We start from the raw sequence: 25037 nt of genomic DNA on the forward strand, positions 1-25037 counted from the left end.
GCTGCCTCGACATGGCTGTTCCCCTCTTTGATGTAATCTAATGCTCTCTGTTTAAAATCTGTACTATATGCCATAGCTTTATTATAACATGCTTGTTTGAAACTAAGCAACTATATCACCAGTTTTAGATGGCTTTAACAGTGAAATTATCTCCTATTTGCCGAACTTAGTACAAATGAAAGCTATGCTAGAACAAGCCTTTACAGAGAACCATTACGAAAATACAATTCTCCATAGTGACCAAGGATGGCAATACCAACACGATTTCTATCGTCATTTTTTAAAGAATAAGGGAATCTAACCATCTATGTCACGTAAGGGTAACAGCCCAGACAATGGTATGATGGAGTCCTTCTTTGGGATTCTGAAATCGGAAATGTTTTACGGTTATGAGAAGTCGTTTCAATCGCTTAATCAATTGGAACAAGCTATTGTAGACTATATTGATTACTGCAACAATAAACGAATTAAGGTAAAACTAAAAGGACTTAGCCCTGTGCAATACAGAACTAAATCCTTTGCTTAAATTAATTGTCTAACTTTTTGGGGTCAGTACATCAGTACATACACATAAAGGCGTTTTTGTTTGGGAATTACGTGATCTTGATGATATAATATAGTGAAATAAAATAAAAATAGGACAAATCAATCAGGACAATCAAATCAATTTCTAGTAATATTTTAGAAATCCAGATGTACTATTCTAGTTTCAATCTACTATATTTTGGCCCCCTCAATTTAAGGAAGGGAGGTGTTACATATGCTAGAAACTTTACTCACAGTGTTTCTAGCTCTGTTACTTATTAACGTGTTATCTGAGCTTTTCAAGTTATGGCTTAAGAAACGTAAGAAGTAATGGTTAACCCTTTAAGAGGGTAGCAAAAAAAACCATCGGTGGCACGGTGGGGCTTTTTAGTTACATATGCTGTAACTTTACTCACATTGTAAGTTCATTCTAACACAACCCCTCCGATATTTCAAGCTTTTGTTTTGATATGTCCTCAGAGGTCATTTCGCAATCTTATAACACTGAAGCCTGTGGTTTGAGTCCGCTTTACTGAAATTAGCCCACGCTCTACTAGCCTCCATTCTACAGCAAAGAAATCAACTCTTTTCTAGGGGATTTCCGCCCTCATTTTGCTCTTTTGTGCTAAAATAGATTTATAAATTGAAAATAAGGAATGTTTATGAAATCAGGTAATGGTTTTTGCAAAGGCTGTCTCTATTTTTGGGGCTTCTTGTTCTTACTGGGCCTTTTGGTTCAATATGCTCTCCCACTTGCGGCTTGTGTCCTGCTAGGCTATGGTGGTTATCGTCTCTATAAACGTTGGCGCTATCCTCTTTTGCAGGATCGTTCTCTCGACGATTGGATTGAGCTTTTAAAAGCTCGTATTCGTCAGGCGGACAAGGATATTCAGCAATTGGAGGGAACTTTAGTAGAAAAAGGTTCAGATTCCTATAAGAGTCTGGCCAATCAAGTATTGATCGAACTGAGGGAAATCCATCAGGAGGCGGATTGTCTCAAGTCCTATATCGATGCTGATATCTACAACCGTATTGACAAAAAGGTTCGTACAGTAAGGGCAAACATCGATGTTCAGCTAGAACGTTTGGATAGAGAAAGTCAGGTAGAACTTGAAAATGCGGAGCCAGAGGAACTAGCTCCAGAATTGTCTCAGACCTTGGATAATATTGCCGTTGACCATCAGGCTATTTTAGACAAGATTGCCACCTCTGCCGAGGGGGATAAGGAAGAATTGACGGCCATTCATAGTTTGAAGATGGAGAAATTCAAAACGATTTTAGAAGGCTATTTAAAGATTAAGGCCAATCCTAAAAACTATAATCGAGCAGAAGAACGTTTACAGCAAGCTAAATCAGCTATCGAACAATTTGACCTTGAGCTGGACCAGGTGTTGAGAGAACTCAATGAAACAGATATGCGTGATTTTGATATTAGTTTGCGTATCCTAGAAAAAGATCGTAAAGAATAGGTTAGAAACAAAGGAGTAACCATGACAGAATTTAATTTTGATATTGACCAGATTGCCAATAATACGGTAGCTAAGGTGGATAAGACAACCCAAATCATCGAGACCAATACTGGCTCGGACAAGACCTTGACCTTCCTTGAGAAGCTGAGCCCTGAGCAACAAGAAGGGATTAAGGCGCACGTGCCCCAGTTGGTAGACCAGTTTGTCACCAATCAAAATGCTCTTTTGGATTTTGGCCAATCTGCTGTAGAAGGTGTGAACAATACGGTCAACCGTATCTTGTCAGAACAAAAGAAACTGCAGATTCCCCAAGTGGATGATCTTCTCAAGAATACCAACCGTGAGTTGCAAGGCTTTGTAGTCAAATACAAGAACGCTGAAATTGCTGAGTTAGAAGAAAAGCCAAACTTTTTGCAACGATTGTTTAACAAGAGCAAGAATACCCTACAGGAATTTTACTTTGACTCAAAAACAGTAGAGCAAAAGCTCGATGGCATGGCTGCCGCAGTGGTCAAGCAAGAAGATGTGCTAGCTCGAAATATCGTCTCTGCTGAGATGTTGATTGAGGACAATACCAAATCCATTGAAAATCTAGTGGGAGTGATTTCCTTTATCGAAGCCAGCCAGACAGAAGCTGGCAAGCGCGCTGCAGAACTGAAAGCTCAAGCTGACCAACTCGATACAAGTACGGTAGAATACCAAACCAAGTCACAAGAATTGGCCCGCATGGCTGAAGTGGTCAATACCCTTGAACAACAACATACTGAGTATGTCAGCCGTCTCTATGTTGCCTGGGCAACAACACCTCAGATGCGAAATCTTGTGAAGGTGTCATCTGATATGCGCCAAAAATTGGGAATGCTTCGTCGTAATACGATTCCGACAATGAAACTTTCCATTGCCCAACTGGGTATTTTGCAACAATCCATGAAATCAGGTGTCGTGGCAGATGCCATTGTCAATGCCAATAATGCTGCCCTTCAGATGCTAGCTGAGACCAGCAAGGAAGTGATTCCGCAGATGGAAAGAATTGCCCAAAGCCCGACAGTCGCTGTTGAGTCTGTTACCAAATTGGCTGAAAGTCTGGTCGCTCAAAACCAAGGTATCGTCGCAGCTATTGAATTGGGACGCCAGAAACGTGCCCAACTAGAAACAACCATCGTCAAGTCCGCAGAAATGATCAACGATTCTGTCAAACTACGCGATGAGAAAATCGTCCAAGCCCTTCTCGACCAAGGCAAGGCTGCTCAGAAAGAAGTACAAGAATAATACACAAGGATGCTGGGAAAAACTCAATTTCAGGAGAAAATGAAGTAAATCTTTCTACAATAAAACACATAATATCAAGGTTGTATAATTCTTGATATTATGCGTTTTTTTGATTTCAAAGACTTTTTCTCCAGACTCTTGTGATTCTATATTTACCTTTTCTATTCTTTTTGCTTTTATGATAAGGCAGGTTATTTGAATTTTTTTTTAATTCATTAAGTACCGCTCTATTAGATTTTTTATCATCTTTTAATTCGAATTCTTTAGATTTATAAATCAAATAGTCTGAAAAATCTGGAAATAAGGCATTTGTTTCATAATTGTATTCTTTTAACTTTCGTAAAAGTTCTCTTTGAATTAATTCATAGTAGTCGCCAGAAATTCTTTCCTCTTGATTATTTTTATCAGAACCTGATTTGACAGACTTTCCTTCTAAAAATTTAATTACTCCGTCTAAATTTTTAGAAGATAGATCATCTTCTGGCTTAGTATGATTAGAGCTTTGCTGATTTTTTAAAGACTTAATAGAGGCCTCTATATTAAATTTGATATTTAGAATAATTCTATCGATAGGTTTATAATTTTCTAATTCTATTTCATTTTTTTTAAAATTTATAAATTTAATAAGTTTATCAAAATTTATAAAAGCACCTTTTTGTGCCCGTATTCTCTTATTTGTAATTTTCTTATGAACTAAAGAAATTATTCCATTCTCACTATCATTGCTGGAGTCAATTTTATAGAACTCTAACTGAGGATTTTTTATTTTCCCAAAACCTAACATAAACAACATGGCTATGAATGGATTTTCGGAAATATCTAGTAGACTTGTTGGCAAACCATAATGTTGTAAGATAGCTAATTCATCAGCTCGGATATCTAACATTTCTTGATTTAAAGGGACATATTTAACTTCATCAGGAAATTCTCTAGAGATATTTAGATAAAGAGATTCAAAAGTGTTACAGTATTTATTTCCTTCACTATTTTGTAAATTTCTAAATATCCCTGGTACTGTTTCCCAATCCTCTCTTTGTCCCCTATAGTAATTATAGCCTTGTCTTTGAAACGATGTAATCATTTCTTTTATTAAGTAAAATAAACTCCATGAATTTTTTTCATCTTTATATCCTAATCCCGTACCTGCACTTAATAAATATTTATTGATATCATCGATTTCATCTTGCAATTTAGAGTTTTTATTTGTTGATGAGAGTTCTAGATTTTGAATTTTGTAAATTGGTGTTAAATCTTCCTGAGGTTGGTTTATTCCAATTATATTTATTACTATTTTAAAATCATTAAAGATTTTTGAATTCAGTTGATTTTTTATTTCTTCAGGGGATGAATAATAGGTCCCTAAATTTTCATAGAATTTATCCCTAAGTAACATAAAATTCTCCTTAAATGGACAATACACCCAAATTAATAAGTCTATATTTCATAGCCGGATTGGACACATTTAATTTTTCAGCAAGATAAGTAATAATAATTTCATCATTTAAAGTATCTAATTCCTCCCAGGTCATAGAATAATCTATTGCCATTCTATCGATTGCTTTTATGATTAACTTTTGCGGCATTAGTAGTTCTGCTGCAAACTGGTTAGCAGCTCTTTCTTTAGCATTCGCTACTGGTGTTTGTTCACGTTCAGAAATTCCTTCATGTTTTAACACAAAATGGCCTAATTCATGAGACTTAGTAAATCGTTGACGCTGTAGCGGTTCCAAAATATTAACATACATTTTTTTAGTGTCAGCATCATATTTTCCAGAATGCGAATCGAAGTATGTTTCTATAACCTCAATTCCTAATTCAGCAATAATTTTATCAATATCTATACTATATTCATCTGATTGAAGTTCAATGTCTGATATTACTTCTTTTTTATTGTCAAAATAAGACATAAAATCTGTTGAGTATAGTTCGCTATATTTATAGACTTTACACATTATAAATTCTCCTATTTATATTTTTTATTTTTATTAAAAAATTATGAATTATTCTAAGTTATCATGATACAAAAATAGTTTATATTACTATTCTAAACTAAAAAGATCTTTTAGTCTATAGATAGATTGAAAATTTAAGAAAGAAACTACCTTTACTCTGAAATAAGAGATAAAACCATGGGAAACCTTTTCACTACTAGTCTTTTATGATACAATAGAAGGAAGTAAAGGCGTTGTTTTTCGATCTTATCAACGCCTTGGATGAATGAAAAGGAAGAGTCCCTATGGTTTTCAGATTTAAGCAAATAACTAGCTTGTATATATATATATAAACTCGCGTTTTCATACCCATTTTCAAAACCTACCAATGTTTTTGGTAGGCTTTTTGCGTTGTAGAAATGGGGTATGAACATGGCTTACACGTTATCAAAAGAATTAGAACAAGAACTCATCGTTTCAGCACCTGAGTTGCAGCCTAGTTATACTGCCATCGTAGAATACCTAGAAGCTATCAACCAGAAAGAAGCATCTGGAAGCAATTCTCAGGAACTCCAGAACCAGCTTGCTATTCAGCTGAGACGTTTAGAAGATTTGGTGCAGGGTTATATCCAAATAAAGAAGAACCCACATCACTACCTAGATGCAGATAAAGAATTGACGGAAGGCTATCAAGCCATTAAAGGGACAGAGCAAGATCTTCTCAAAAAATTGCAATATCTCAATCAAGCCGCCTTGCAGGATTTCCATATCAGCCAGAGACTCTCTCCCAAAGATGAGACTGCTATCCCTGTAGCAGGTAAAGCCAAAACCAAACAGGAATTGGCTATCGAGCGAGATTTGATCAACCGGTTGACAAAGGGAGAAAGTCAATGGGTGTATCGACCTGAGTTAAATACAGAAGACCTCCTATGGGGAAACTTTTTTGCCAAGCTGGAAGCCAATAATGTCCGCATTTTGCAAGACCATCCCCTTACAAATTCAGAGAAAAATCAAATTAAAAACCAGCTCAATTTCGTCAACTTCTACGAAGCAGCCAAGTGGATAGCAGGGGAAAATGGCATTGCCAAGGTGCAGGTTCAACGTGAAGATGCTAGTTTAGGCACCATTCGCTTGGAAGTCTTGTGGAGAAACAATGTCGCTGGTGGCAAATCCAGCTATGAGGTTGTCAATCAAGTCATCACAGGCGGAGAAGGGATTCGCCAGCGTCGTGGGGATGTGACTTTGCTGATCAATGGTCTGCCTATGATTCAGATTGAACTAAAAAGCCGTTCTCATCCTTACATGGATGCCTTCCGTCAGATTAAAAAATACGACCAAGAAGGACAGTTCAGAGGCATTTTTTCAAGTCTTCAGATGTTTGTCGTCTCTAATGTCACAGACACCCGCTACATCGCAGCTGCCAAAGCCAACAAGCTAAATGAGCGCTTCTTGACCAAGTGGGTGGATAGTGAAAATAGACCTCAACCTCAACTATTTGACTTTGCAGAGTCTGTCTTGTCGATACCGAGAGCCCACGAGATGGTCATGCAGTATTCTGTCATTGATGATGACAAGAAGGCCTTGATTTTATTACGCCCCTATCAGGTACATGCCATTGAGGCTATCCGTGAAGCCAGTCGCAAGCGCCAGTCAGGCTATATTTGGCATACGACCGGTTCAGGAAAGACCCTGACCTCCTATAAGGTTTCGCGCAATCTGCTTCAGATACCATCTATTGAGAAGACAATCTTTGTGATTGATAGGACAGACCTTGACCAGCAGACGACTAGTTCTTTTCAATCTTACGCAGAGAACGATATGATCGATATCGACGAGACCGATGATACACAGGAATTGGTTAAAAATCTAGCTTCTGATGACCGCCGTGTCGTTGTGACGACCATCCAGAAAATCAATGCTATGATTCGTCAGTTTGATGAAGGCCGTCACCAAAAGGTCTACAATCGTATCAAACAACTCAAACTAGGCTTTGTTGTTGATGAATGCCATCGCGCAGTGACTCCTGAACGCCAGCGCCACCTAGAGCACTTCTTTACAAATTCTCTCTGGTATGGGTTTACAGGAACTCCTATCTTTACAGAAAATAAACGTGAACAAAAAGGAGACCTTGCTCAGACGACCGAAGAGCAGTACGGTGACTGCCTCCACCAATATACCGTCAAAGAAGCCATCCATGACAAGGCGGTTCTTGGTTTTAATGTGGAGTATCAGACGACCATGCCTGGTTGGGCAGAAGATGAGATTGACGAGGAGCGTTATGATGACGAAGGACATATGCTTGCCGTTTTAGATGCTATTCTCAATCGCTCAAGACGCAAACTCGGTTTCCAAAATGGGGTAGGAAAAACCTATGAAGCCATTTTGACTGTCAAAAGCATTGTCCGTGCGCAGGCCTATTATAACCTGATTAAGCAAGTCAAAAATGGAGAGAAGTCTCTAAGCATTTCGGAAAATGTTAAAAAGGTTTTGCCAGACTTCCCTAAGGTTGCCATTACTTACTCTGTGACAGAAAATGAAGCAAACTCCTATGTCAACCAAGCCTATATGGAGGAGAGTTTAGAAGACTACAATGCCATGTTTGGTACCCATTTTAGCCTAGCAACCATTGCATCCTACAATAGTGACCTCAACGACCGTCTGGCCCGTAAGAAAGAACGCTTTGCCTTCCGTGAGGAACAGTTGGACTTGGTTATCGTTGTGGACCGCTTGTTGACAGGCTTTGATGCCCCTTGCCTATCGACCCTATTCATGGACCGTCAGCCCATGAAACCCCAGCACATCATTCAGGCCTTTTCACGAACCAATCGCCTCTTTGATGAAGGCAAGAAATTCGGCCAAATCGTTACTTTCCAAACGCCTGACCGTTTTAAAGAAAAGGTGGATGAAGCTCTGAGCCTCTACTCAAATGGTGGCGAAAGCAGTGTTTTAGCCCCAGAATGGCAGGAGGAGAAGGCCAAGTTTCTGGAGAAGGTTCATCAACTATTAGCCATCGCTCCAAGTCCAGAGCAGGTGCCGGATTTGGATACAGCGACAGATGCAGAATTAAAACGCTTTGCCAAGGCCTTCCAAGAATTTGACAAGCTCCTATCTTCTATACAAGTCTATTCTGACTATGATGAGAAAGTCATCCTCAGAGAGATTGGACTTAGCCTAGAAGACATCGAGAACTTTGCCGGCCAATATCAAAATGTCATCGAAGAACTCCGCAGACGCAGAAAAGAAGACCAAGAAGATGAAGGTGTGCTGCTGGATATCGAGTATGAGCTCGAATCCATCCGCACCGACGAGATAAACTATCACTATATCCTCTCTCTCATCCAAGCCTTGATCGAAAATCGGGAAAACCTTATCGGTAAAAAGGAAAAGGGTCTGGTAGATAACTATATCGAAGATTTGAACAAATCCAATCCCAAGTTATCCAGCCTCATCTCCAAACTCTGGCAGAATGTCCAAGCAGATGCTAAGAGCTATCAGGGGCAGTCTGTGACCCATAAGTTGGATGAGATGATTGAGCTAACAACCCAGAAAAAGATTAGTGAAACGGCAGATTATTGGCAGATAGGAGAGGATGAACTCCAGTTCGTAGTGGACAACTACCGCATCGGACGAGACAAGCAAAATGGTGAAAAAGCCATTACGGAATCTCAGGACTATCTGGCCTATAAGGAAGCCCACGGAGACAAGGCACTACCAAAACTCAAATACAAAAAAGCCCTCAAAGAGGACTATATGCGCATGATTTCAGAGGATATCTTACCGCTAAGAGGGAGATAGGTTTATACTCTTCGAAAATCTCTTCAAACCACGTCAACGTCGCCTTGCCGTATATATGTGACTGACTTCGTCAGTCTTATCTGCAACCTCAAAACAGTGTTTTGAGCAGCCTGCGGCTAGTTTCCTAGTTTGCTCTTTGATTTTCATTGAGTATTAAAAATAGTCAGAAAGATAATGTTGGGAAGGTTTTCGACCAATTAGGGTCAAAATTCCCCTATCTTCAAGATGCAAGAAAGCATCCTTGACCTTTTTCTTAGAGTAATGATGGTTGGACTGATTGGCCAGTTGGATGATGCTTCTATCTTCTATACCATCTCTCTTATCATCAACAAAGAGCTTGGACTGAGCGAGTAGAAACAAGATGTATTTCTCGACTTCCTCCAGCCCTTCTGTCTGCTCTATCTTAACTTTATAGCGATTCAGTTGCTCTTGTTTTTCAAGGAGGGTTTGGATAATATTTTCCTGTCCTTCCTTGATAAAAGTCAACAAGGTTTCAACGAAGAAGGTAGCATCGGCACGGTTGAGATGATCGCCAGTATTCCTAAAAGCCTTATAATAGTCTTGCTTATGGTGATTGATTTGTTGGGACAAAACTAACCCTGAAAATTTATCGAGTTTTCTAGACAAGTACTTGGCAAGGATATAGCGTCCTGTCCGACCGTTACCGTCATAGAAGGGATGTATATTTTCAAAAAAATAGTGTCCAGCACAAGCCTTGACAAGGTTTGGGATAGAATGGTCGTTTATAAAACGAATCCACTCTGTCAGCATGACCTGAATCTGTTCCTCCTTTTGAGGTGGGATATAGATGACTTTGCCAGTCTTGTCGTCTTGGATAAAGACCGATTTCTGTCTAAAAAACTCTCCATCGAGTTCATCCTCTGGCGAGATTTCTCCTTGTGTTAATTGGTCATAAATCCCTCTGATATCTTCAAGAGATTGGATTTGGAGAAATTCATCCTTAAGGATTTGTTGGTACATTCGCAAGGTGGAAAGATGTTTGATTTGTTCGGTCTTATAGGGGTCTTCCTCTAGGAGTTTCTCCACATCGACCAACTCTTTACGAGTTGTATGGATACCTTCGATTTCATTTGTGGAAATAATCGATTGGTAGAGCTGTTCTTTATAAAACTGATCGTGGGCAATCTTAGGGAGGGTATCAGCTATTTCACTAATTCGTTGAGACTGCTGTGAAATAGTTTCCATCAGTTGGGAAATCCCTAGATGTAGGGTTACAAATAAAGGGTATTGACTTGTTTTGACAGTATCGCGTTGCATTAAATGAGGATAAAGAGATGTTCTAATGGAACTGTATCCTTGTAAGCGTAGTTGATACTCTTCCTCATACTGGTCACGATGACTGTAGTAGATTTTTCTAAGTTCTCTATAGTTCATATGTAGTCATCCTCGCATTTCAACGTTTTTTAACATTATATCATAAAATAAGCCTATCTATTGTTTCAAAATAGGCAAAATTGAAGAATAGAATAGCATAGTTTCCTATCTAAAGTGCAAAAATGGCCAAAATTGAACAATAGAAATGATAGATGGCAATCCTAAAGTGTAAAAATAGGTAAAATTGAAGAATAGAAATCAAAAAGAGAAAACCTAAAGTGTAGAAATAAGAAAATGGAGTAATAGAAAGGGGGGATAGAGTGGAGAAATTATTTATTATCGGAAATGGTTTTGATATGGCGCATGATTTGAAGACGAATTATCTATATTTCAAGAAGTTTGTTTATCAGCAGGCTTATGGGAAAGATGAGTTGTTAGAGTCGTTGCAAACATCAAAGGGAATTTGCGACTTTTTTAGGGAAAAGGATATTGAAATTCAAGAACAACATCGATATGTTAATGAAGATGAGTTGAGAGACATATATGGATATTCTCTGCCTAAAATTAGAAATGGTCAGTTAGATAAACATGAACGGTATCAATTTATTTATCGACATATGATGCAATTAATGAGATTAGAAAATTTTTGGTCTCAGTTGGAGCGTGATTTAGGTTGGATAAATGAGGTGAAAATTATACCGCCATCTTGTGTCTTGGAAAATTTAGAAACATATTCTGAGGAACTGGCAACGATTCTTGAAAAATTTCTAAGAGCAGACATTGAAAACTTATTTAGGGAATGGGTTCAATGTTTTATTCTTGATTGGGATAATATGCCTACTAATCTAAAAAAACTAAAACGAAAGAAATCTGTTGAACACAATAAAAATGCCTACTTTTTAACTTTTAATTATAGTATGTTATTAGAGGATTTCTACGGTATAAATTCTGAACAAATATGTCATATACATGGAAGTATTTCTGAAGATAAACTAATATTTGGACATAATCGTGAAATGGATTCTTATGATAAATTTAGACAAAATAACCCAACTGAGGTACGTGACTTTCTTCATAATTTAGTTTATTTGACTAGAAAGCCCGTCCATCAGCAACTTAGAAAGCACGAATCCCTTTTCAAAAATTTAAGTTCTATCAAAGAAATCTACTTCATTGGTTTTGGTATTCGGGATGAGAATGGAGTGGATGCTCCGTACTTTAAAGAAATCTTTAAACAGGCACCGAATGTGAGCATTTATGTAGACCAGTTTGATAAGAAGTATGAATATACTATTAAGAAAATACTTAAGGCATGGGGTGCTCATAAAGCTTATCAATTGCAATTTATAGATACAAATAAAGATGAAATAGTTGGAGGAGTAATATGATAAAACAACCAAGTTATCGATTTGTAGGATTTGAAGATGAGTGGAAGGAAGTGAAAGTCTCAGATATTTTTAGAGTTACTAGGGGACAAGTACTAGCAACAACGCAGATATCAGAAGAAAAAACAGATACTTATAAATATCCTGTATATTCTTCTCAAACCAAAAATGAAGGGTTATTAGGCTATTATGATAAATATCTATTTGAAACAGCAATAACTTGGACAACTGATGGAGCAAATGCTGGAACGGTAAATTACAGGGAAGGAAAATTTTATAGTACAAATGTGAACGGTGTTTTACTGTCTGATGAAGGTTTTGCTAATAAAGTGATTGCAGAAATATTAAATAACGAAGCTTGGAAATATGTTTCAAAAGTTGGCAACCCGAAATTAATGAATAATGTAATGTCAGAGATTAGTTTAGTTATCCCTAATGATTTTAGAGAGATTTCTATTCTATCAACTTTCTTCCAAGATATTGACCAGCTCATTAGCCTTCAACAGCGTAAGTTAGAGGTGCTCAAAGAGCAGAAGAAAACCTACCTCAAACTCCTCTTCCCAGCCAAAGGACAAACCAAACCAGCCCTTCGCTTCGCAGGATTTGAAAATGACTGGAAGGAAGTGAAGTTGGGGGAAGTTACGAATATAAAAACTGGTGGTAGAGATGTTCAAGATTCTGTTGAGAATGGATTATATCCATTTTACATTCGTTCAGAAGAAGTAAAACGAATTAATTCATATTCTTTTGATGGAGAGGCTATCTTAATACCTGGAGAAGGAAGATTAGGAGAAATTTTTCATTATGTAAATGGGAAATTCGATGTTCATCAACGTGTTTATAAAATCTCTAACTTTACAGATGTTAACGCTAAGTTTGTACTACAGCAGATGAAAAAAGATTTTAAACAGCATGCTATGAGGAATACAGTAAAGGCAACGGTTGATTCGCTAAGATTGCCAACAATTCAGTCATTTACCGTCTTCGTTCCCTCTCTCCCTGAACAAGAAGCTATCGGTTCTTTCTTCCAAGACCTAGACAAGGCCATTGCCAAGCAAGAGGAAAAAGTCAACCAGCTCAAAGAAAGCAAACAAACCCTACTCAGAAAAATGTTTATCTAAGATACAAAGACCGTCAAAAGCCCAGTAAAAATAGGAAACTGGGACAGTATTCGATGAAGACCAGACAGTTTATCTTTTTTACCCAGCTTTTAGGTCGTGTTCGATTATCTAAGATACAAAGACCTCAGAAAGCTACACTAAACGAATGAAAGTAGAAATTGATAGGAGACCCTATGTCACAAACAGATTTATCAAGAGAACTCTACCAATCCCTCTGGAATGCGGCAGATATCCTGCGTGGCCAGATGGAAGCTAATGAATACAAGTCCTACCTCTTGGGCTTGATTTTCTACAAGTACCTATCCGACAACATCCTCCAAGCCGTCTGTGATAACTTGGACGAGACCTTTGAGTCCTTCCAGCAAGCCCAGCTTCTCTACGAGGAAAACTTTGCGGATGCAGATGTCCGTGAAGACCTCATCGAGGTCTTAAATGACGAGCTAGGCTATGTGATTGAGCCTTCTCTGACCTTTACCAAGCTGGTCCAGTCTATCCATGAAGGAACCTTCCAGCTAGAATCCCTAGCCCAAAGTTTCCGTGATATCGAGCAGGCCAATGAAAAATTTGAAAATCTCTTCGAAGATATCGACCTCTATGCGAAAAAGCTAGGTAATACTCCACAAAAGCAAAACAAGACCATCTCTGAGGTTATGAAACAGCTCAACGACCTCAATGTGTCTAGTCATGCTGGTGATATCTTGGGTGATGCTTATGAGTACTTGATTGGCCAGTTTGCTAGTGATTCTGGGAAAAAGGCTGGAGAGTTCTATACACCTCAAGCAGTCTCTCACCTCATGACTCAGATTGTCTTTGCAGGGCGTGAGCATCAAAAGGGGATGTCGGTTTACGACCCGACCATGGGGTCTGGTTCTCTCTTGCTCAATGCCAAGCGCTATAGTAAGGAAGCTTCGACGATTTCTTACTACGGTCAAGAGTTGATTACTTCGACCTTCAACCTTGCTCGCATGAATATGATGCTTCATGGGGTCGCGATTGAGAACTATCACCTCAGTAACCACGATACCCTAGATGAAGATTGGCCGACTACCGAGCCAACAGACTTTGATGGGGTTTTGATGAACCCACCCTATTCACTGAAGTGGTCAGCAGATAGTGGCTTCCTGCAAGATCCTCGCTTTTCAAGTTATGGAGTTCTTGCACCTAAGTCAAAAGCAGATTTTGCCTTCCTTCTTCACGGCTTTTACCACCTCAAGCATAATGGGGTCATGGCCATTGTCCTTCCCCACGGAGTCCTTTTCCGAGGAGCAGCCGAGCAGAAGATTCGCCAGCACCTGCTAGAAGAAGGCGCTATTGATACAGTTATCGGCTTGCCAGCAAATATCTTCTACAATACCTCTATTCCGACAACTATTATCATCCTTAAAAAGAATCGCACCAATAAGGATGTCTTCTTTATCGATGCCTCAAAAGAGTTTGAAAAAGGGAAAAATCAAAACAATATGACCGAAGACCATATTGCCAAGATTTTGGAGACCTATCAAAAACGCGAGAATGTCGAGAAGTTTGCTCATCTAGCCAGCTTTGAAGAAATTGTCGAAAATGACTATAACCTCAACATTCCACGCTATGTCGATACCTTTGAGGAAGAACCCGTTGTTCCTCTAGCCGACCTCGCAGACCAGCTCGCAGAGATTGATAAAGAGATTGGAGAGGTAGAAGCCAGACTCGCACACATGCGCAGCCAACTAGTAGGCACAACACCAGAAGCCCAAGCAGAATTAACCGCCTATCTCGAAAAGTTGAAAGAGATTTAGAGACTTGTGAGAATACTCTGCTAAAAATTTAGAAAAATAAAATGACAGTAGAAAATCTATTGTCATTTTTGTTATTGATTATTTAAGTAAAAATCGAATTAGAACTAAACTAAAAGGATTCAGTCCTATCAAATACAGAATTTAATCCTTAACATAAAGATAATGACTAACTTTTTGAGAAGTGATGTTATTTTTCTAAAACAAAATAAGTAAAGTGTGTATTATTTTCGTGAAGTAAAAACGGNNCCGTTTTTACTTCACGAAAGAAAGTAGAAGTGAAGCAAAACGAAGATGAGCTTCAATATAAAATTATTGAACTATTCTTAGCAGGTGTGGACAAAAGTAAGTACGATTTCTTTGAGCAGAGTCTGTTGAAAGAAATTCTTCATCAATTAATTTATTTAATAATGTATATACAGTACGTTCAGAGATACTGAGGTGTTTGCTGACTTGTTTTGCTTTAAAAATTGGAGAAGAGAAAATGAAATCAAGAAGTTGAATACCAGAGACAGAATTCAATTTTGGTATTATTTCTTCTTTCATCTTATTATAAAGATTTAAGATATCCTGTGCCTTTTTTGTACTCTCTTCTGCTGAGAAAATTACTCCTTCCAAATAGTATTTAAACCAATCTTTCCAGTTATTATTTTTAGAGATGTTTGATAAATGAGAGATATATAGTGATCGATCACTTTCAAAATATGAACTCATGTAAAATGTAGGATAAGATAGCAATTCTTGGTAGTAAAGAAACAGTGGGATTAACAATCTTCCTATTCGACCATTACCATCTTCGAATGGATGAATCATTTCAAATTGAGCATGTACAATAGCTGATTGAACTAATAAGTCTAAATCATCATGATGCATATATTGTTCTAAATTGGACATATACTCCGTAGTTTGTTCTGGCGGAACTGGTGTGTAAGAGATAGTTGCTCTACTTCCAATGTAATTTTGAGTTCTTTTAAAATTTCCTGGATTCTTGCTGCTTCCTCTAACGTTATCCAATAGAATTTTATGCATCTCTTTTATTATTCTATTAGATAATGGTAACCCTCTAGAGTTATTGTCATTAATTGTAGTAATATTTTCGAGAGCATAAAAAAGTGCTTTTCGATAATTAATAATTTCATGTAGTTCATCACGTTCTATATCAACCTTATTACCTGCTTCGTAATTTAGTAGGTCTTCTAGAGTTGCATGAGTACCTTCAAGTTTTGAGGAAAGGACGGCTTCTTGGCTGAGCAATGGTGAAATTAGTAGCATTGGATTGATAATAGATGCTAAAAATCCTTCATAGGTTCCAATAGCTATACCTGCTTTAGAAACTAATCTAATTATTTGTGGATCTGTATATATTGAAGTATAGTCAAATGGAAGTTTTTCTGGTAAATAGGGTTTAGGTATGTTTTTAAATGTATTATTCATGTTTATAATTCCTATTAAAATTTTTTCTCAATATTTTTATTATAGAAAGCCAATGTAGTGAGTGACTATAACCTGTACTTGAATTATATTTCTAAGGTATATTGACAAGTATATGAAAATCAAGTAAAAAAGTAAACTGGATTGTCAATTTAAATCTTTGATTTTATGATATTTTTTAAAATAGTAATGTAAATATTTTTAGAGTTTAAGTTTGATTAAAAGTGTGTATCTTCATTAAGTATAGATTGAAAGGATTAATGTTGAACAATTTTAATGAGATGCTAAAAACGGAATATAAATGTTTGTTTTATTTCATTATAACACAGAGATAAGAAAAAATAGATAGCGAGACGAGTTTAAATAGGATTACTCGTTATGAAATGTTAATTACTTTTGATGGCTTAACAAATATTATCAATAATGTAGTCATTCGAATGATTCTCATTGCAATGTACTGAAATTAACAAAAAGAAAAAACGCTTGAATCAGCGTTTTTCTTCTGTATTGATTCGTATTGAATGCTTACTTCACTTCTGTAAACACAACGTGTTTGCGAAGTTTTGGTGAGTATTTCTTCAATTGAAGACGGTCTGGAGTGTTACGTTTGTTTTTAGAAGTAAGGTACAAGCGTTCACCAGATTCTTTGTGTTCAAGTGTAATATTTACGCGCATGGTATCTCCCTTCTATTATTCAGCTGATGCAGCTTTAGCGATTTTACGTCCTTTGTAGTATCCTTTAAGTGATACACGGTGAGAACGTGAGTAATCTCCAGTAGTTTCGTCAAAGTTTACAGATGGAGCTGTTACTTTGTAGTGTGTACGACGTTTGTTTTTCTTCGCTTTTGAAGTGCGACGTGCAGGTACTGCCATTTTAATTTCTCCTTTTAAGATATAATTCAGTTAGGTTTGATTTTCATCAACTTTAATAGTATATCAAAACTTTTTTGTAAAGTAAAGTTACTTGACAAAAAAAGATGAAAAAATTCTCCTATTCGGCACGGCAGACAGGAGAAGGTGTTAAATATCAATCTCAAATGGTTCGTCAATGGTTTCTGATACGTATTTTCCGTCTTTCTTCCGTTGTTTGACACATTCTGTGAGGAGATATTCGATTTGCCCATTGACTGAACGAAAGTCATCTTCTGCCCATGATGTGAGTGCAGCGTATAACTTTGTTGAGAGTCGAAGGGGGATCTGCTTTTTTTAGCTTCAACCATCTTTAGTAAAGACTTCCCGTGTTGACAATTGGTTGTGCATCATGATTGCCACAAAGAACGACAAGGAGATTTGAAACCATGGCAGCTTTTCGTTCTTCGTCAATCTCTACCAATTCCCCTTCATTGAGCCGTTCCAGTGTCGTTTCAACCATTCCCATTATTTGATATCTAAATGATATCACTTTGTTTTTAAAAGTCAATAGAAAGTTGAAAATAATCACTAAAAACTTTCAGCCCAATAATTTCTTTTAAAAGGTGAGATTATATTGTGCTCAAATACTCTTTTATTCTTATAACTTTTACACTATAATTGTAGTTAGAAAGGAAGAGAAATGTTTGATTATAGAGCACTAGTTATTTTGATGACTTTGATGGATCATTGTGAGCTATCATTATATGAATTATCTGTTAAGGTGAGCTTACCTATAAAGGAAGTCAAAGAAGGAATAGATTATTTAGTGCCTTATCTAGCTAATAAAGGGATAGTGCTGGATAAAAAACAAGGTCGCTATAGTTTATCAAATCGTACGAAGCAGTCTTTGACAGATATTATTAAGTCGGATGAATTGGTTTTACCAAAGTCGACTCGCTTAGCTTTAATCTATCTTTACACTTTTTGCCGATTAGATTTTATATCGAATAATCATTACCAAGACTTTTTGAAAGTAAGTAAGAATACAACCTTATCTGATATTCAATCATTAAGAAAGATTATGTTAGATAATGATTTGGAGCTAGGGTACAGTAGAGCAAAAGGTTATACTTTACACGGTTCAGAGTGGAATAAGCACCGCTTAGCTTTTCAAATGGTTAGTGAGTTGCTGGAATCCTCCATAGGGATTTGGGGTTTGGATTATGTTTTATCCAGTTGGGGGTATTCATTAACTTATGATTTGATAAATCAGGTAGTTAAAGATTATTATGAGAAGCTACAGCTAGTACCTATTGTTAATCAATTAAAAGTTTACCTTTTCGGTTTAGTATTCATTCTGTGTAGGTATCAAAGGGATGTTGAAAGAGTATGTCTTTCAGAGACATTAGTATCTCCTGTTATTCAAGATATAACCACTATTTTATTGGATACAGTGGTTGATTTGGGAATTATAGATACGGTGTTTTCTGAGGATGATTATCGCTATATCACCGTTTTATTATCAAGTTGCTTTGAAGGTGAAGTAGATGTTGCTCCGGTTTACTTTAATCAATTAACAGAGGCTATTATAAGTAGAATGGAAGATATTTCTTTGTTACATTTTAAACAAAGGGAAGGATTGAGAGAAAATCTTCGCCGCCACCTTATACCGGCTTACTATAGATTAAAGTTCGGCCTACCTAGTTCAAATGAATATGTATTGCATGTTAAAGAACATTATCCTGATTTATTTGAATTAGTCAAAGATTCTTTGATGCCCTTGATGGACGCTATTGACAATCCCATACCTGATAGTGAAACAGCATATTTTGTTATCCATTTCGGAGGTTATTTAAAGAAAGCAGATACTTTGCCTCAAAAATGGTATAAAGCAGCAATCATTTGTCCTAATGGTGTTAGTTCTTCATTGATGTTAAAAGAGAATCTATTAGCATTATTTCCTCAAATTGAGTTTATAGGAACCTTAAAGATTGATGATTTACAGGTGAAAGCTAGTAGTGACTATGATATGGTTTTTTCTACCATAAAGGTGGAGACAGAAAAGCCAAATTATCTAGTTTCGGTTATGATGACTGAAGAGCAAGCAATACAACTAGTAGAACTAGTGTTAAAAGATTTTCCGAATTTAGAGTATGGGGATTTTGAGATTGAACAAATCCTGAATATTGTCAAAAAATATGGAATTATTACACAAGAATTGGAATTAAGATTGGCGTTAAAGAATTATCTTTATCAAAAAAATGATCGAAAGGAAATTGTACCAGTGCTAGAACAACTTATTACCAAAGAAACCTATCAGGTTAGTTCGCAAAAATTAGGATGGAAGGAGGCGATTCGTTTAGCAGCTAAACCGCTTTTGGATCAAGATAAGATAACTGAGAACTACCCTGAGGCAATGATTCAAAAAGTAGAAGAGTTTGGGCCTTTTATTAATTTAGGGAAGGGAGTAGCAATTCCTCACGCTCGGCCAGATGAAGGTGTGAATGAAATAGGAATGTCAATGTTAGTTTTGGAAGAACCGATTTATTTATTGGATAATCCAGAACAAGAGGTAAGATTGTTGATTTGTATTGCAGCCATTGATAATGAGAGTCATTTAAAGGCTTTGTCACATTTAACAACAATTTTAAGAGATAAAAATCATGTTCAAACTTTAATATCATCAAAAAACTATGATGACATTAAAATGATAATTAAACAGGAGGATTAGATAATGTTAAAAATTGGTACAGCTTGTGGTTCAGGATTAGGTTCAAGTTTTATGGTACAGATGAATATTGAATCTGTATTGAGTGATTTGAATGTTTCAGATGTAGAAGTTGAACATTATGATTTAGGTGGAGCAGATCCAAATGCAGCTGATATTTGGATTGTTGGTCGTGATCTAGCTGATTCAGCTAGTCATCTTGGAGATGTTCGTATCTTAAATAGTATTATTGATATGGATGAACTACGAGAATTAATTACTAAACTTTGTGAAGAAAAAGGACTTATATAGGAGGCTAGCGTCATGATGAAGTTCATATTGGATATTGTTAGTACACCAGCTATTTTAGTAGCTTTAATTGCAATTTTAGGATTAGTTCTTCAGAAGAAGAAATTACCTGATATTATTAAAGGTGGAATTAAGACCTTTGTTGGTTTCTTAGTTGTATCTGGTGGTGCAGGAATTGTACAAAATTCTTTAAATCCATTTGGTACCATGTTTGAGCATGCTTTTCATTTATCTGGCGTTGTGCCGAATAATGAAGCAATTGTAGCTGTAGCTTTAACAACATATGGCTCAGCTACTGCAATGATTATGTTTGCAGGCATGGTGTTCAATATCTTAATCGCTCGTTTTACTCGATTTAAATATATTTTTTTAACAGGGCACCACACTCTATATATGGCATGTATGATTGCGGTCATTTTATCAGTTGCTGGCTTTACTAGCTTGCCTCTTATCTTACTAGGAGGATTAGCACTCGGTATTATTATGAGTATTTCCCCAGCATTTGTGCAAAAATATATGGTTCAATTAACTGGAAATGACAAGGTGGCTTTAGGTCATTTCAGTTCTTTGGGATATTGGTTGAGTGGTTTTACTGGTAGCCTTATCGGTGACAAATCAAAATCAACAGAGGACATTAAATTTCCAAAGAGTTTAGCTTTTTTACGTGATAGCACTGTTAGTATTACTTTATCCATGGCAGTTATTTACATTATTGTAGCTATCTTTGCAGGGTCAGAATATATAGAAAAAGAAATCAGTAGTGGTACAAGTGGTCTAGTTTATGCTTTACAATTAGCAGGTCAATTTGCAGCAGGGGTATTTGTTATTTTAGCAGGTGTTCGCCTTATTTTGGGTGAAATTGTTCCAGCCTTTAAAGGTATTTCAGAGCGTCTTGTACCTAATTCAAAACCTGCTTTGGATTGTCCGATTGTTTATACTTATGCACCCAATGCAGTTCTAATTGGATTTATCTCTAGTTTTATTGGTGGTTTAGTAAGTATGGCAATTATGATTGCTTCAGGAACGGTTGTTATCTTACCAGGCGTTGTGCCTCATTTCTTCTGTGGAGCGACTGCAGGTGTCATTGGGAATGCATCTGGTGGTGTTCGTGGAGCCACTATTGGAGCATTTTTACAAGGTATTTTAATCAGTTTTCTTCCAGTCTTTTTAATGCCAGTTTTGGGAGGACTTGGTTTCCAAGGATCAACTTTCTCAGATGCAGATTTTGGTCTATCAGGAATTATTTTAGGAATGTTAAATCAATTTGGTTCACAAGCAGGCATTGTGATTGGTCTTGTTCTTATTCTAGCAGTTATGTTTGGAGTATCCTTTATTAAAAAGCCATCTGCAAAGGAGGAGTAAGGGATGATTTTAAGTGAAAATAGAGAAGATGAGTTAAGAAAATTTGCGACTAACATCCGATTAAATACTCTTAGAACATTGAATCATCTTGGATTCGGACATTACGGAGGAAGTCTGTCTATCGTAGAAGTTCTAGCAGTGCTTTATGGTGAAATAATGCCAATGACTCCAGAAATATTTGCAGCACGAGATAGAGATTATTTCATATTATCAAAAGGTCACGGAGGACCAGCTCTATACAGTACACTCTATTTGAATGGTTTCTTTGACAAAGAATTCTTATATTCTTTAAATACAAATGGAACCAAATTACCGTCTCATCCTGATAGAAATCTAACGCCAGGCATAGATATGACAACGGGCTCTTTAGGACAAGGAATTAGTGTTGCAACTGGACTTGCATATGGTCAGAGAATAAGAAAGAGTCCCTTTTATACTTATGCTATTGTTGGAGATGGTGAGTTAAATGAGGGACAATGTTGGGAGGCTATACAGTTTGCTTCTCAGCAACAGTTATCCAACTTAATTGTATTTGTAGACGATAACAAAAAACAATTAGATGGTTTTACAAAGGATATTTGTAATCCAGGTGATTTCGTAGAAAAATTTTCAGCATTTGGATTTGAATCCATTAGGGTCAAGGGTTCAGATATTAGAGAAATTTATGAAGGGATTGTCCAATTAAAACAGTCAAATAATTCATCCCCTAAGTGCATTGTATTAGATACTATTAAAGGTCAAGGGGTTCAAGAGCTGGAAGAAATGAAATCCAATCATCATCTTCGCCCTACTGTAGAGGAGAAACAAATGTTAACTTCAGTTGTAGAAAGATTAAGTCAGGAATTGGAGGAAACAGAATGATGAGAAGTACGAAAGAACTACGGCATGTATATAGAGACTTCCTTTTAGAGGCTAATCAAAGTTATTCTGATATAGTAGTCTTAGAAGCCGATTTGTCAAGTTCGATGGCTACTCATAATCTTGAAAAGGACTTTGGAGACCGTTATGTGAATGTTGGGATTATGGAAGCAGAAATGGTCGGCCTTGCAGCAGGCTTGTCTATTCAGGGGTTTAGACCTTATCTTCATACATTTGGCCCTTTTGCTTCACGAAGAGTATTTGATCAATTATTTATTTCTCTTGGATACGCACAATTGGATGCCACTGTTATTGGATCAGATGCAGGAGTAACTGCGGAAATGAATGGTGGGACATATATGCCATTTGAAGAAATTGGATTGTTACGTTTAATTCCTAAATCGATCATTTTCGAAGCAACTGATGATATCCAATTTCGTGAAATCTTGAACCAGACATTAGAATTAAAAGGACTAAAATATATTCGAACAATTCGAAAAGCTCCAGAGGCTGTCTATCAAGGTGGAGAAGATTTTTCTAAAGGCTACATTGAGTTAAGACACGGGGAAGATCTTGTAATCGTTGCTTCTGGCATAATGGTTGCTCCAAGTATTCGAGTTGCAGATGAACTGTCTAAATTAGGTTATTCAGTAGGTGTGATAGATTTATTTAGAATCAAACCGATACCAGAACAGATAAAAACAATGTTAAGTGGAAAAACTATATTTACTGTAGAAAACCACAATCAGATAGGTGGAATTGGCAGTGCTTTATGTGAATTATTCTCTGATGATGGAATAACAAAAATTCATCGGATGGGTGTTCAAGAAAGATTCGGTCAAGTAGGGAAAGTGGATTATCTTCTTAATGAGTATGGTTTGAGTGAATCGAATATAAAAGAGAAAGTTCTAGAAATTTATAATGCAAGATAGATGTTGAATACACTGTTCTGAAAGAATTTTTGTAACAATTACAGTACGTTATTTAAAGAAAGCGGATTAAAAAGCATATTCTGGTCATCAGAAAGTGCCCTAATCCGCTTTGTTGTTTTTAGTTTTAAATATTTCATATGTATATAGAATTTTCTGAAAATTCAAGAATTTTCTTCTGTTCATTGCTTTTAAAATGTGCTATAATAGTAAAAACTGAAATGGGAGGGAACAAATGACTGAATTAGATAAACGTCACCGCAGTAGCATTTATGACAGTATGGTAAAATCACCAAACCGTGCTATGCTTCGTGCGACTGGTATGACAGATAAGGACTTTGAAACACCGATTGTGGGAGTGATTTCGACTTGGGCGGAAAATACACCATGTAACATTCACTTGCATGATTTCGGGAAACTGGCTAAAGAAGGTGTCAAATCTGCAGGCGCTTGGCCTGTACAGTTTGGAACTATTACCGTAGCAGACGGGATCGCTATGGGAACGCCTGGTATGCGTTTCTCTCTAACATCTCGTGACATCATCGCGGACTCCATCGAGGCGGCTATGAGTGGTCACAACGTGGATGCCTTCGTCGCTATCGGTGGCTGTGACAAGAACATGCCTGGATCTATGATTGCCATTGCCAATATGGATATCCCTGCAGTCTTTGCCTATGGTGGAACGATTGCACCGGGAAATCTTGATGGCAAAGACATTGACTTGGTTTCTGTCTTTGAGGGTATCGGAAAATGGAACCACGGTGACATGACAGCTGAGGACGTGAAACGTCTTGAATGTAATGCCTGCCCTGGCCCTGGTGGCTGTGGTGGTATGTATACTGCTAATACCATGGCGACTGCTATCGAAGTTTTGGGTATGAGTTTGCCAGGTTCTTCATCTCACCCAGCTGAATCAGCTGATAAGAAAGAAGATATCGAAGCAGCAGGACGTGCTGTTGTTAAGATGTTGGAGCTTGGTCTCAAACCATCAGATATCTTGACTCGTGAAGCCTTTGAAGATGCCATCACTGTGACGATGGCTCTCGGTGGTTCTACAAACGCCACTCTTCACTTGCTTGCCATTGCCCATGCTGCCAATGTTGACTTGTCACTTGAGGACTTCAATACGATCCAAGAGCGTGTGCCTCACTTGGCCGACTTGAAACCATCTGGTCAGTATGTCTTCCAAGACCTCTACGAAGTCGGTGGTGTCCCTGCGGTTATGAAGTACTTGTTGGCAAATGGATTCCTTCATGGAGATCGCATCACATGTACTGGTAAGACAGTTGCTGAGAACTTGGCTGACTTTGCAGACCTCACACCAGGTCAAAAAGTTATCATGCCACTTGAAAATCCAAAACGTGCGGACGGTCCGCTTATCATCTTGAACGGAAACCTTGCTCCTGACGGTGCAGTTGCCAAGGTATCAGGTGTTAAAGTGCGTCGTCACGTTGGGCCAGCTAAGGTCTTTGACTCAGAAGAAGATGCCATTCAGGCTGTTTTGACAGATGAAATCGTTGATGGCGATGTAGTCGTTGTTCGTTTCGTTGGACCTAAGGGTGGTCCTGGTATGCCTGAGATGCTGTCCCTTTCTTCAATGATCGTTGGTAAAGGTCAAGGAGACAAGGTGGCCCTCTTGACGGATGGACGTTTCTCTGGTGGTACTTATGGTCTGGTTGTTGGACATATCGCTCCTGAAGCTCAGGATGGTGGACCAATTGCCTATCTTCGTACAGGCGATATCGTTACGGTTGACCAAGATACCAAAGAAATTTCCATGGCCGTATCCGAAGAAGAACTTGAAAAACGCAAGGCAGAAACAACCTTGCCACCACTTTATAGCCGTGGTGTCCTCGGTAAATATGCCCACATCGTATCATCTGCTTCACGCGGAGCCGTGACAGACTTCTGGAATATGGACAAGTCAGGTAAAAAATAAACTCATACTCTTCGAAAATCTCTTCAAACCACGTCAACGTCGCCTTGC

The 25037-nt window shown here is 37.5% G+C and carries 20 protein-coding genes and 1 pseudogene; 13 read left to right on the forward strand and 8 right to left on the reverse strand.

The annotated features are described in order from the left end of the window. Positions 1-112: 112 nt before the first annotated feature. The 3 genes and pseudogenes from HT669_RS08550 to HT669_RS08560 all read left to right on the forward strand — a co-directional run. A pseudogene (locus HT669_RS08550) lies at positions 113-526 on the forward strand (IS3 family transposase); the annotation flags it as partial. Between the two features lie 661 nt (positions 527-1187). Continuing rightward, complete coding sequence (locus tag HT669_RS08555; protein WP_000834988.1) at positions 1188-1994, forward strand: hypothetical protein; 807 nt, start codon at positions 1188-1190, stop codon at positions 1992-1994. 21 nt (positions 1995-2015) lie between these two features. Beyond that, positions 2016-3263 (forward strand): toxic anion resistance protein, encoded by a 1248-nt coding sequence (locus tag HT669_RS08560; protein WP_000134328.1) that lies wholly within the window; start codon positions 2016-2018, stop codon positions 3261-3263. Between the two features lie 115 nt (positions 3264-3378). On the opposite strand, the gene HT669_RS08565 is transcribed toward HT669_RS08560, so the two are convergent. Continuing rightward, entirely contained in the window at positions 3379-4656 is a 1278-nt protein-coding gene (locus HT669_RS08565; protein ID WP_023941419.1) for an FRG domain-containing protein, read from the reverse strand. A 10-nt stretch (positions 4657-4666) separates the two neighbouring features. After that, entirely contained in the window at positions 4667-5215 is a 549-nt protein-coding gene (locus HT669_RS08570; protein WP_000335401.1) for an ImmA/IrrE family metallo-endopeptidase, read from the reverse strand. A gap of 405 nt (positions 5216-5620) precedes the next feature. Here HT669_RS08570 and HT669_RS08575 point away from each other — a divergent pair, with 405 nt between their 5' ends. Then, positions 5621-8989, forward strand: coding sequence for a type I restriction endonuclease subunit R (locus tag HT669_RS08575; RefSeq protein ID WP_240148160.1), 3369 nt, complete (start codon positions 5621-5623; stop codon positions 8987-8989). A 153-nt stretch (positions 8990-9142) separates the two neighbouring features. Here HT669_RS08575 and HT669_RS08580 read toward each other — a convergent pair whose 3' ends face one another. Then, positions 9143-10384 (reverse strand): Fic family protein, encoded by a 1242-nt coding sequence (locus HT669_RS08580; RefSeq protein ID WP_023935418.1) that lies wholly within the window; start codon positions 10382-10384, stop codon positions 9143-9145. A 260-nt stretch (positions 10385-10644) separates the two neighbouring features. Here HT669_RS08580 and HT669_RS08585 point away from each other — a divergent pair, with 260 nt between their 5' ends. The 3 genes from HT669_RS08585 (at position 10645) to HT669_RS08595 (ending at position 14605) form a co-directional block, all read left to right on the forward strand. Further along, positions 10645-11712, forward strand: coding sequence for an AbiH family protein (locus tag HT669_RS08585; protein WP_000413037.1), 1068 nt, complete (start codon positions 10645-10647; stop codon positions 11710-11712). Further along, complete coding sequence (locus HT669_RS08590; RefSeq protein WP_007284838.1) at positions 11709-12830, forward strand: restriction endonuclease subunit S; 1122 nt, start codon at positions 11709-11711, stop codon at positions 12828-12830. Before HT669_RS08585 ends, HT669_RS08590 begins: the two co-directional genes overlap by 4 nt. 173 nt (positions 12831-13003) lie before the next feature. Next, entirely contained in the window at positions 13004-14605 is a 1602-nt protein-coding gene (locus HT669_RS08595) for a type I restriction-modification system subunit M (protein ID WP_000083782.1), read from the forward strand. A gap of 309 nt (positions 14606-14914) precedes the next feature. Here the strand turns inward: HT669_RS08595 and HT669_RS08600 are convergent, their stop codons facing one another. The 5 genes from HT669_RS08600 to HT669_RS08620 form a co-directional block, all read right to left on the reverse strand. After that, positions 14915-16036, reverse strand: a complete 1122-nt coding sequence (locus tag HT669_RS08600; protein WP_001066336.1) for a Fic family protein — start codon at positions 16034-16036, stop codon at positions 14915-14917. 522 nt (positions 16037-16558) lie between these two features. Beyond that, positions 16559-16708, reverse strand: coding sequence for a 50S ribosomal protein L33 (gene rpmG / locus HT669_RS08605; RefSeq protein WP_001265622.1), 150 nt, complete (start codon positions 16706-16708; stop codon positions 16559-16561). Positions 16709-16723: 15 nt separating this feature from the next. Beyond that, the gene (gene rpmF, locus HT669_RS08610; protein ID WP_000290417.1) at positions 16724-16906 is read right to left on the reverse strand and encodes a 50S ribosomal protein L32; all 183 of its coding nucleotides are present in this window, start codon (positions 16904-16906) and stop codon (positions 16724-16726) included. 147 nt (positions 16907-17053) lie between these two features. Continuing rightward, entirely contained in the window at positions 17054-17230 is a 177-nt protein-coding gene (locus tag HT669_RS08615) for a PTS ascorbate transporter subunit IIC (protein WP_033607100.1), read from the reverse strand. A 25-nt stretch (positions 17231-17255) separates the two neighbouring features. Next, positions 17256-17405 (reverse strand): hypothetical protein, encoded by a 150-nt coding sequence (locus HT669_RS08620; protein WP_162199234.1) that lies wholly within the window; start codon positions 17403-17405, stop codon positions 17256-17258. A gap of 180 nt (positions 17406-17585) precedes the next feature. Between HT669_RS08620 and HT669_RS08625 the strand changes: the two genes are divergently transcribed. The 6 genes from HT669_RS08625 (at position 17586) to ilvD (ending at position 24989) form a co-directional block, all read left to right on the forward strand. Beyond that, positions 17586-19616 carry a BglG family transcription antiterminator gene (locus tag HT669_RS08625; protein ID WP_000460929.1) on the forward strand — a complete coding sequence of 677 codons (2031 nt, stop codon included), beginning with the start codon at positions 17586-17588 and terminating at the stop codon, positions 19614-19616. Positions 19617-19619: 3 nt separating this feature from the next. Next, positions 19620-19904, forward strand: a complete 285-nt coding sequence (locus HT669_RS08630) for a PTS sugar transporter subunit IIB (protein WP_000912476.1) — start codon at positions 19620-19622, stop codon at positions 19902-19904. A 12-nt stretch (positions 19905-19916) separates the two neighbouring features. Further along, positions 19917-21263 carry a PTS ascorbate transporter subunit IIC gene (locus tag HT669_RS08635; RefSeq protein ID WP_000975292.1) on the forward strand — a complete coding sequence of 449 codons (1347 nt, stop codon included), beginning with the start codon at positions 19917-19919 and terminating at the stop codon, positions 21261-21263. 3 nt (positions 21264-21266) lie between these two features. Beyond that, positions 21267-22124 carry a transketolase gene (locus HT669_RS08640; protein WP_000603571.1) on the forward strand — a complete coding sequence of 286 codons (858 nt, stop codon included), beginning with the start codon at positions 21267-21269 and terminating at the stop codon, positions 22122-22124. Next, on the forward strand, positions 22121-23053 hold the full coding sequence (locus tag HT669_RS08645; protein ID WP_172933682.1) for a transketolase family protein: 933 nt from the start codon (positions 22121-22123) through the stop codon (positions 23051-23053). Before HT669_RS08640 ends, HT669_RS08645 begins: the two co-directional genes overlap by 4 nt. A 232-nt stretch (positions 23054-23285) precedes the next feature. Next, entirely contained in the window at positions 23286-24989 is a 1704-nt protein-coding gene (gene ilvD / locus HT669_RS08650; RefSeq protein ID WP_000137354.1) for a dihydroxy-acid dehydratase, read from the forward strand. Positions 24990-25037 lie beyond the last annotated feature (48 nt).

Source organism: Streptococcus sp. 2100, from assembly GCF_013276335.1.
In the GTDB taxonomy this organism is placed as follows: Bacteria; Bacillota; Bacilli; order Lactobacillales; family Streptococcaceae; genus Streptococcus; species Streptococcus pseudopneumoniae.

Coding starts and splice junctions, on each gene's coding strand:
- HT669_RS08640 (WP_000603571.1), top strand. CDS start 21,267: ATGATTTTAAGTGAAAATAGAGAAGATGAGTTAAGAAAATTTGCGACT.
- HT669_RS08620 (WP_162199234.1), bottom strand. CDS start 17,405: ATGGTTGAAACGACACTGGAACGGCTCAATGAAGGGGAATTGGTAGAG.
- HT669_RS08630 (WP_000912476.1), top strand. CDS start 19,620: ATGTTAAAAATTGGTACAGCTTGTGGTTCAGGATTAGGTTCAAGTTTT.
- HT669_RS08560 (WP_000134328.1), top strand. CDS start 2,016: ATGACAGAATTTAATTTTGATATTGACCAGATTGCCAATAATACGGTA.
- HT669_RS08555 (WP_000834988.1), top strand. CDS start 1,188: ATGAAATCAGGTAATGGTTTTTGCAAAGGCTGTCTCTATTTTTGGGGC.
- HT669_RS08595 (WP_000083782.1), top strand. CDS start 13,004: ATGTCACAAACAGATTTATCAAGAGAACTCTACCAATCCCTCTGGAAT.
- ilvD (WP_000137354.1), top strand. CDS start 23,286: ATGACTGAATTAGATAAACGTCACCGCAGTAGCATTTATGACAGTATG.
- HT669_RS08590 (WP_007284838.1), top strand. CDS start 11,709: ATGATAAAACAACCAAGTTATCGATTTGTAGGATTTGAAGATGAGTGG.
- HT669_RS08580 (WP_023935418.1), bottom strand. CDS start 10,384: ATGAACTATAGAGAACTTAGAAAAATCTACTACAGTCATCGTGACCAG.
- HT669_RS08570 (WP_000335401.1), bottom strand. CDS start 5,215: ATGTGTAAAGTCTATAAATATAGCGAACTATACTCAACAGATTTTATG.
- rpmF (WP_000290417.1), bottom strand. CDS start 16,906: ATGGCAGTACCTGCACGTCGCACTTCAAAAGCGAAGAAAAACAAACGT.
- rpmG (WP_001265622.1), bottom strand. CDS start 16,708: ATGCGCGTAAATATTACACTTGAACACAAAGAATCTGGTGAACGCTTG.
- HT669_RS08575 (WP_240148160.1), top strand. CDS start 5,621: ATGAACATGGCTTACACGTTATCAAAAGAATTAGAACAAGAACTCATC.
- HT669_RS08645 (WP_172933682.1), top strand. CDS start 22,121: ATGATGAGAAGTACGAAAGAACTACGGCATGTATATAGAGACTTCCTT.
- HT669_RS08625 (WP_000460929.1), top strand. CDS start 17,586: ATGTTTGATTATAGAGCACTAGTTATTTTGATGACTTTGATGGATCAT.
- HT669_RS08600 (WP_001066336.1), bottom strand. CDS start 16,036: ATGAATAATACATTTAAAAACATACCTAAACCCTATTTACCAGAAAAA.
- HT669_RS08635 (WP_000975292.1), top strand. CDS start 19,917: ATGATGAAGTTCATATTGGATATTGTTAGTACACCAGCTATTTTAGTA.
- HT669_RS08565 (WP_023941419.1), bottom strand. CDS start 4,656: ATGTTACTTAGGGATAAATTCTATGAAAATTTAGGGACCTATTATTCA.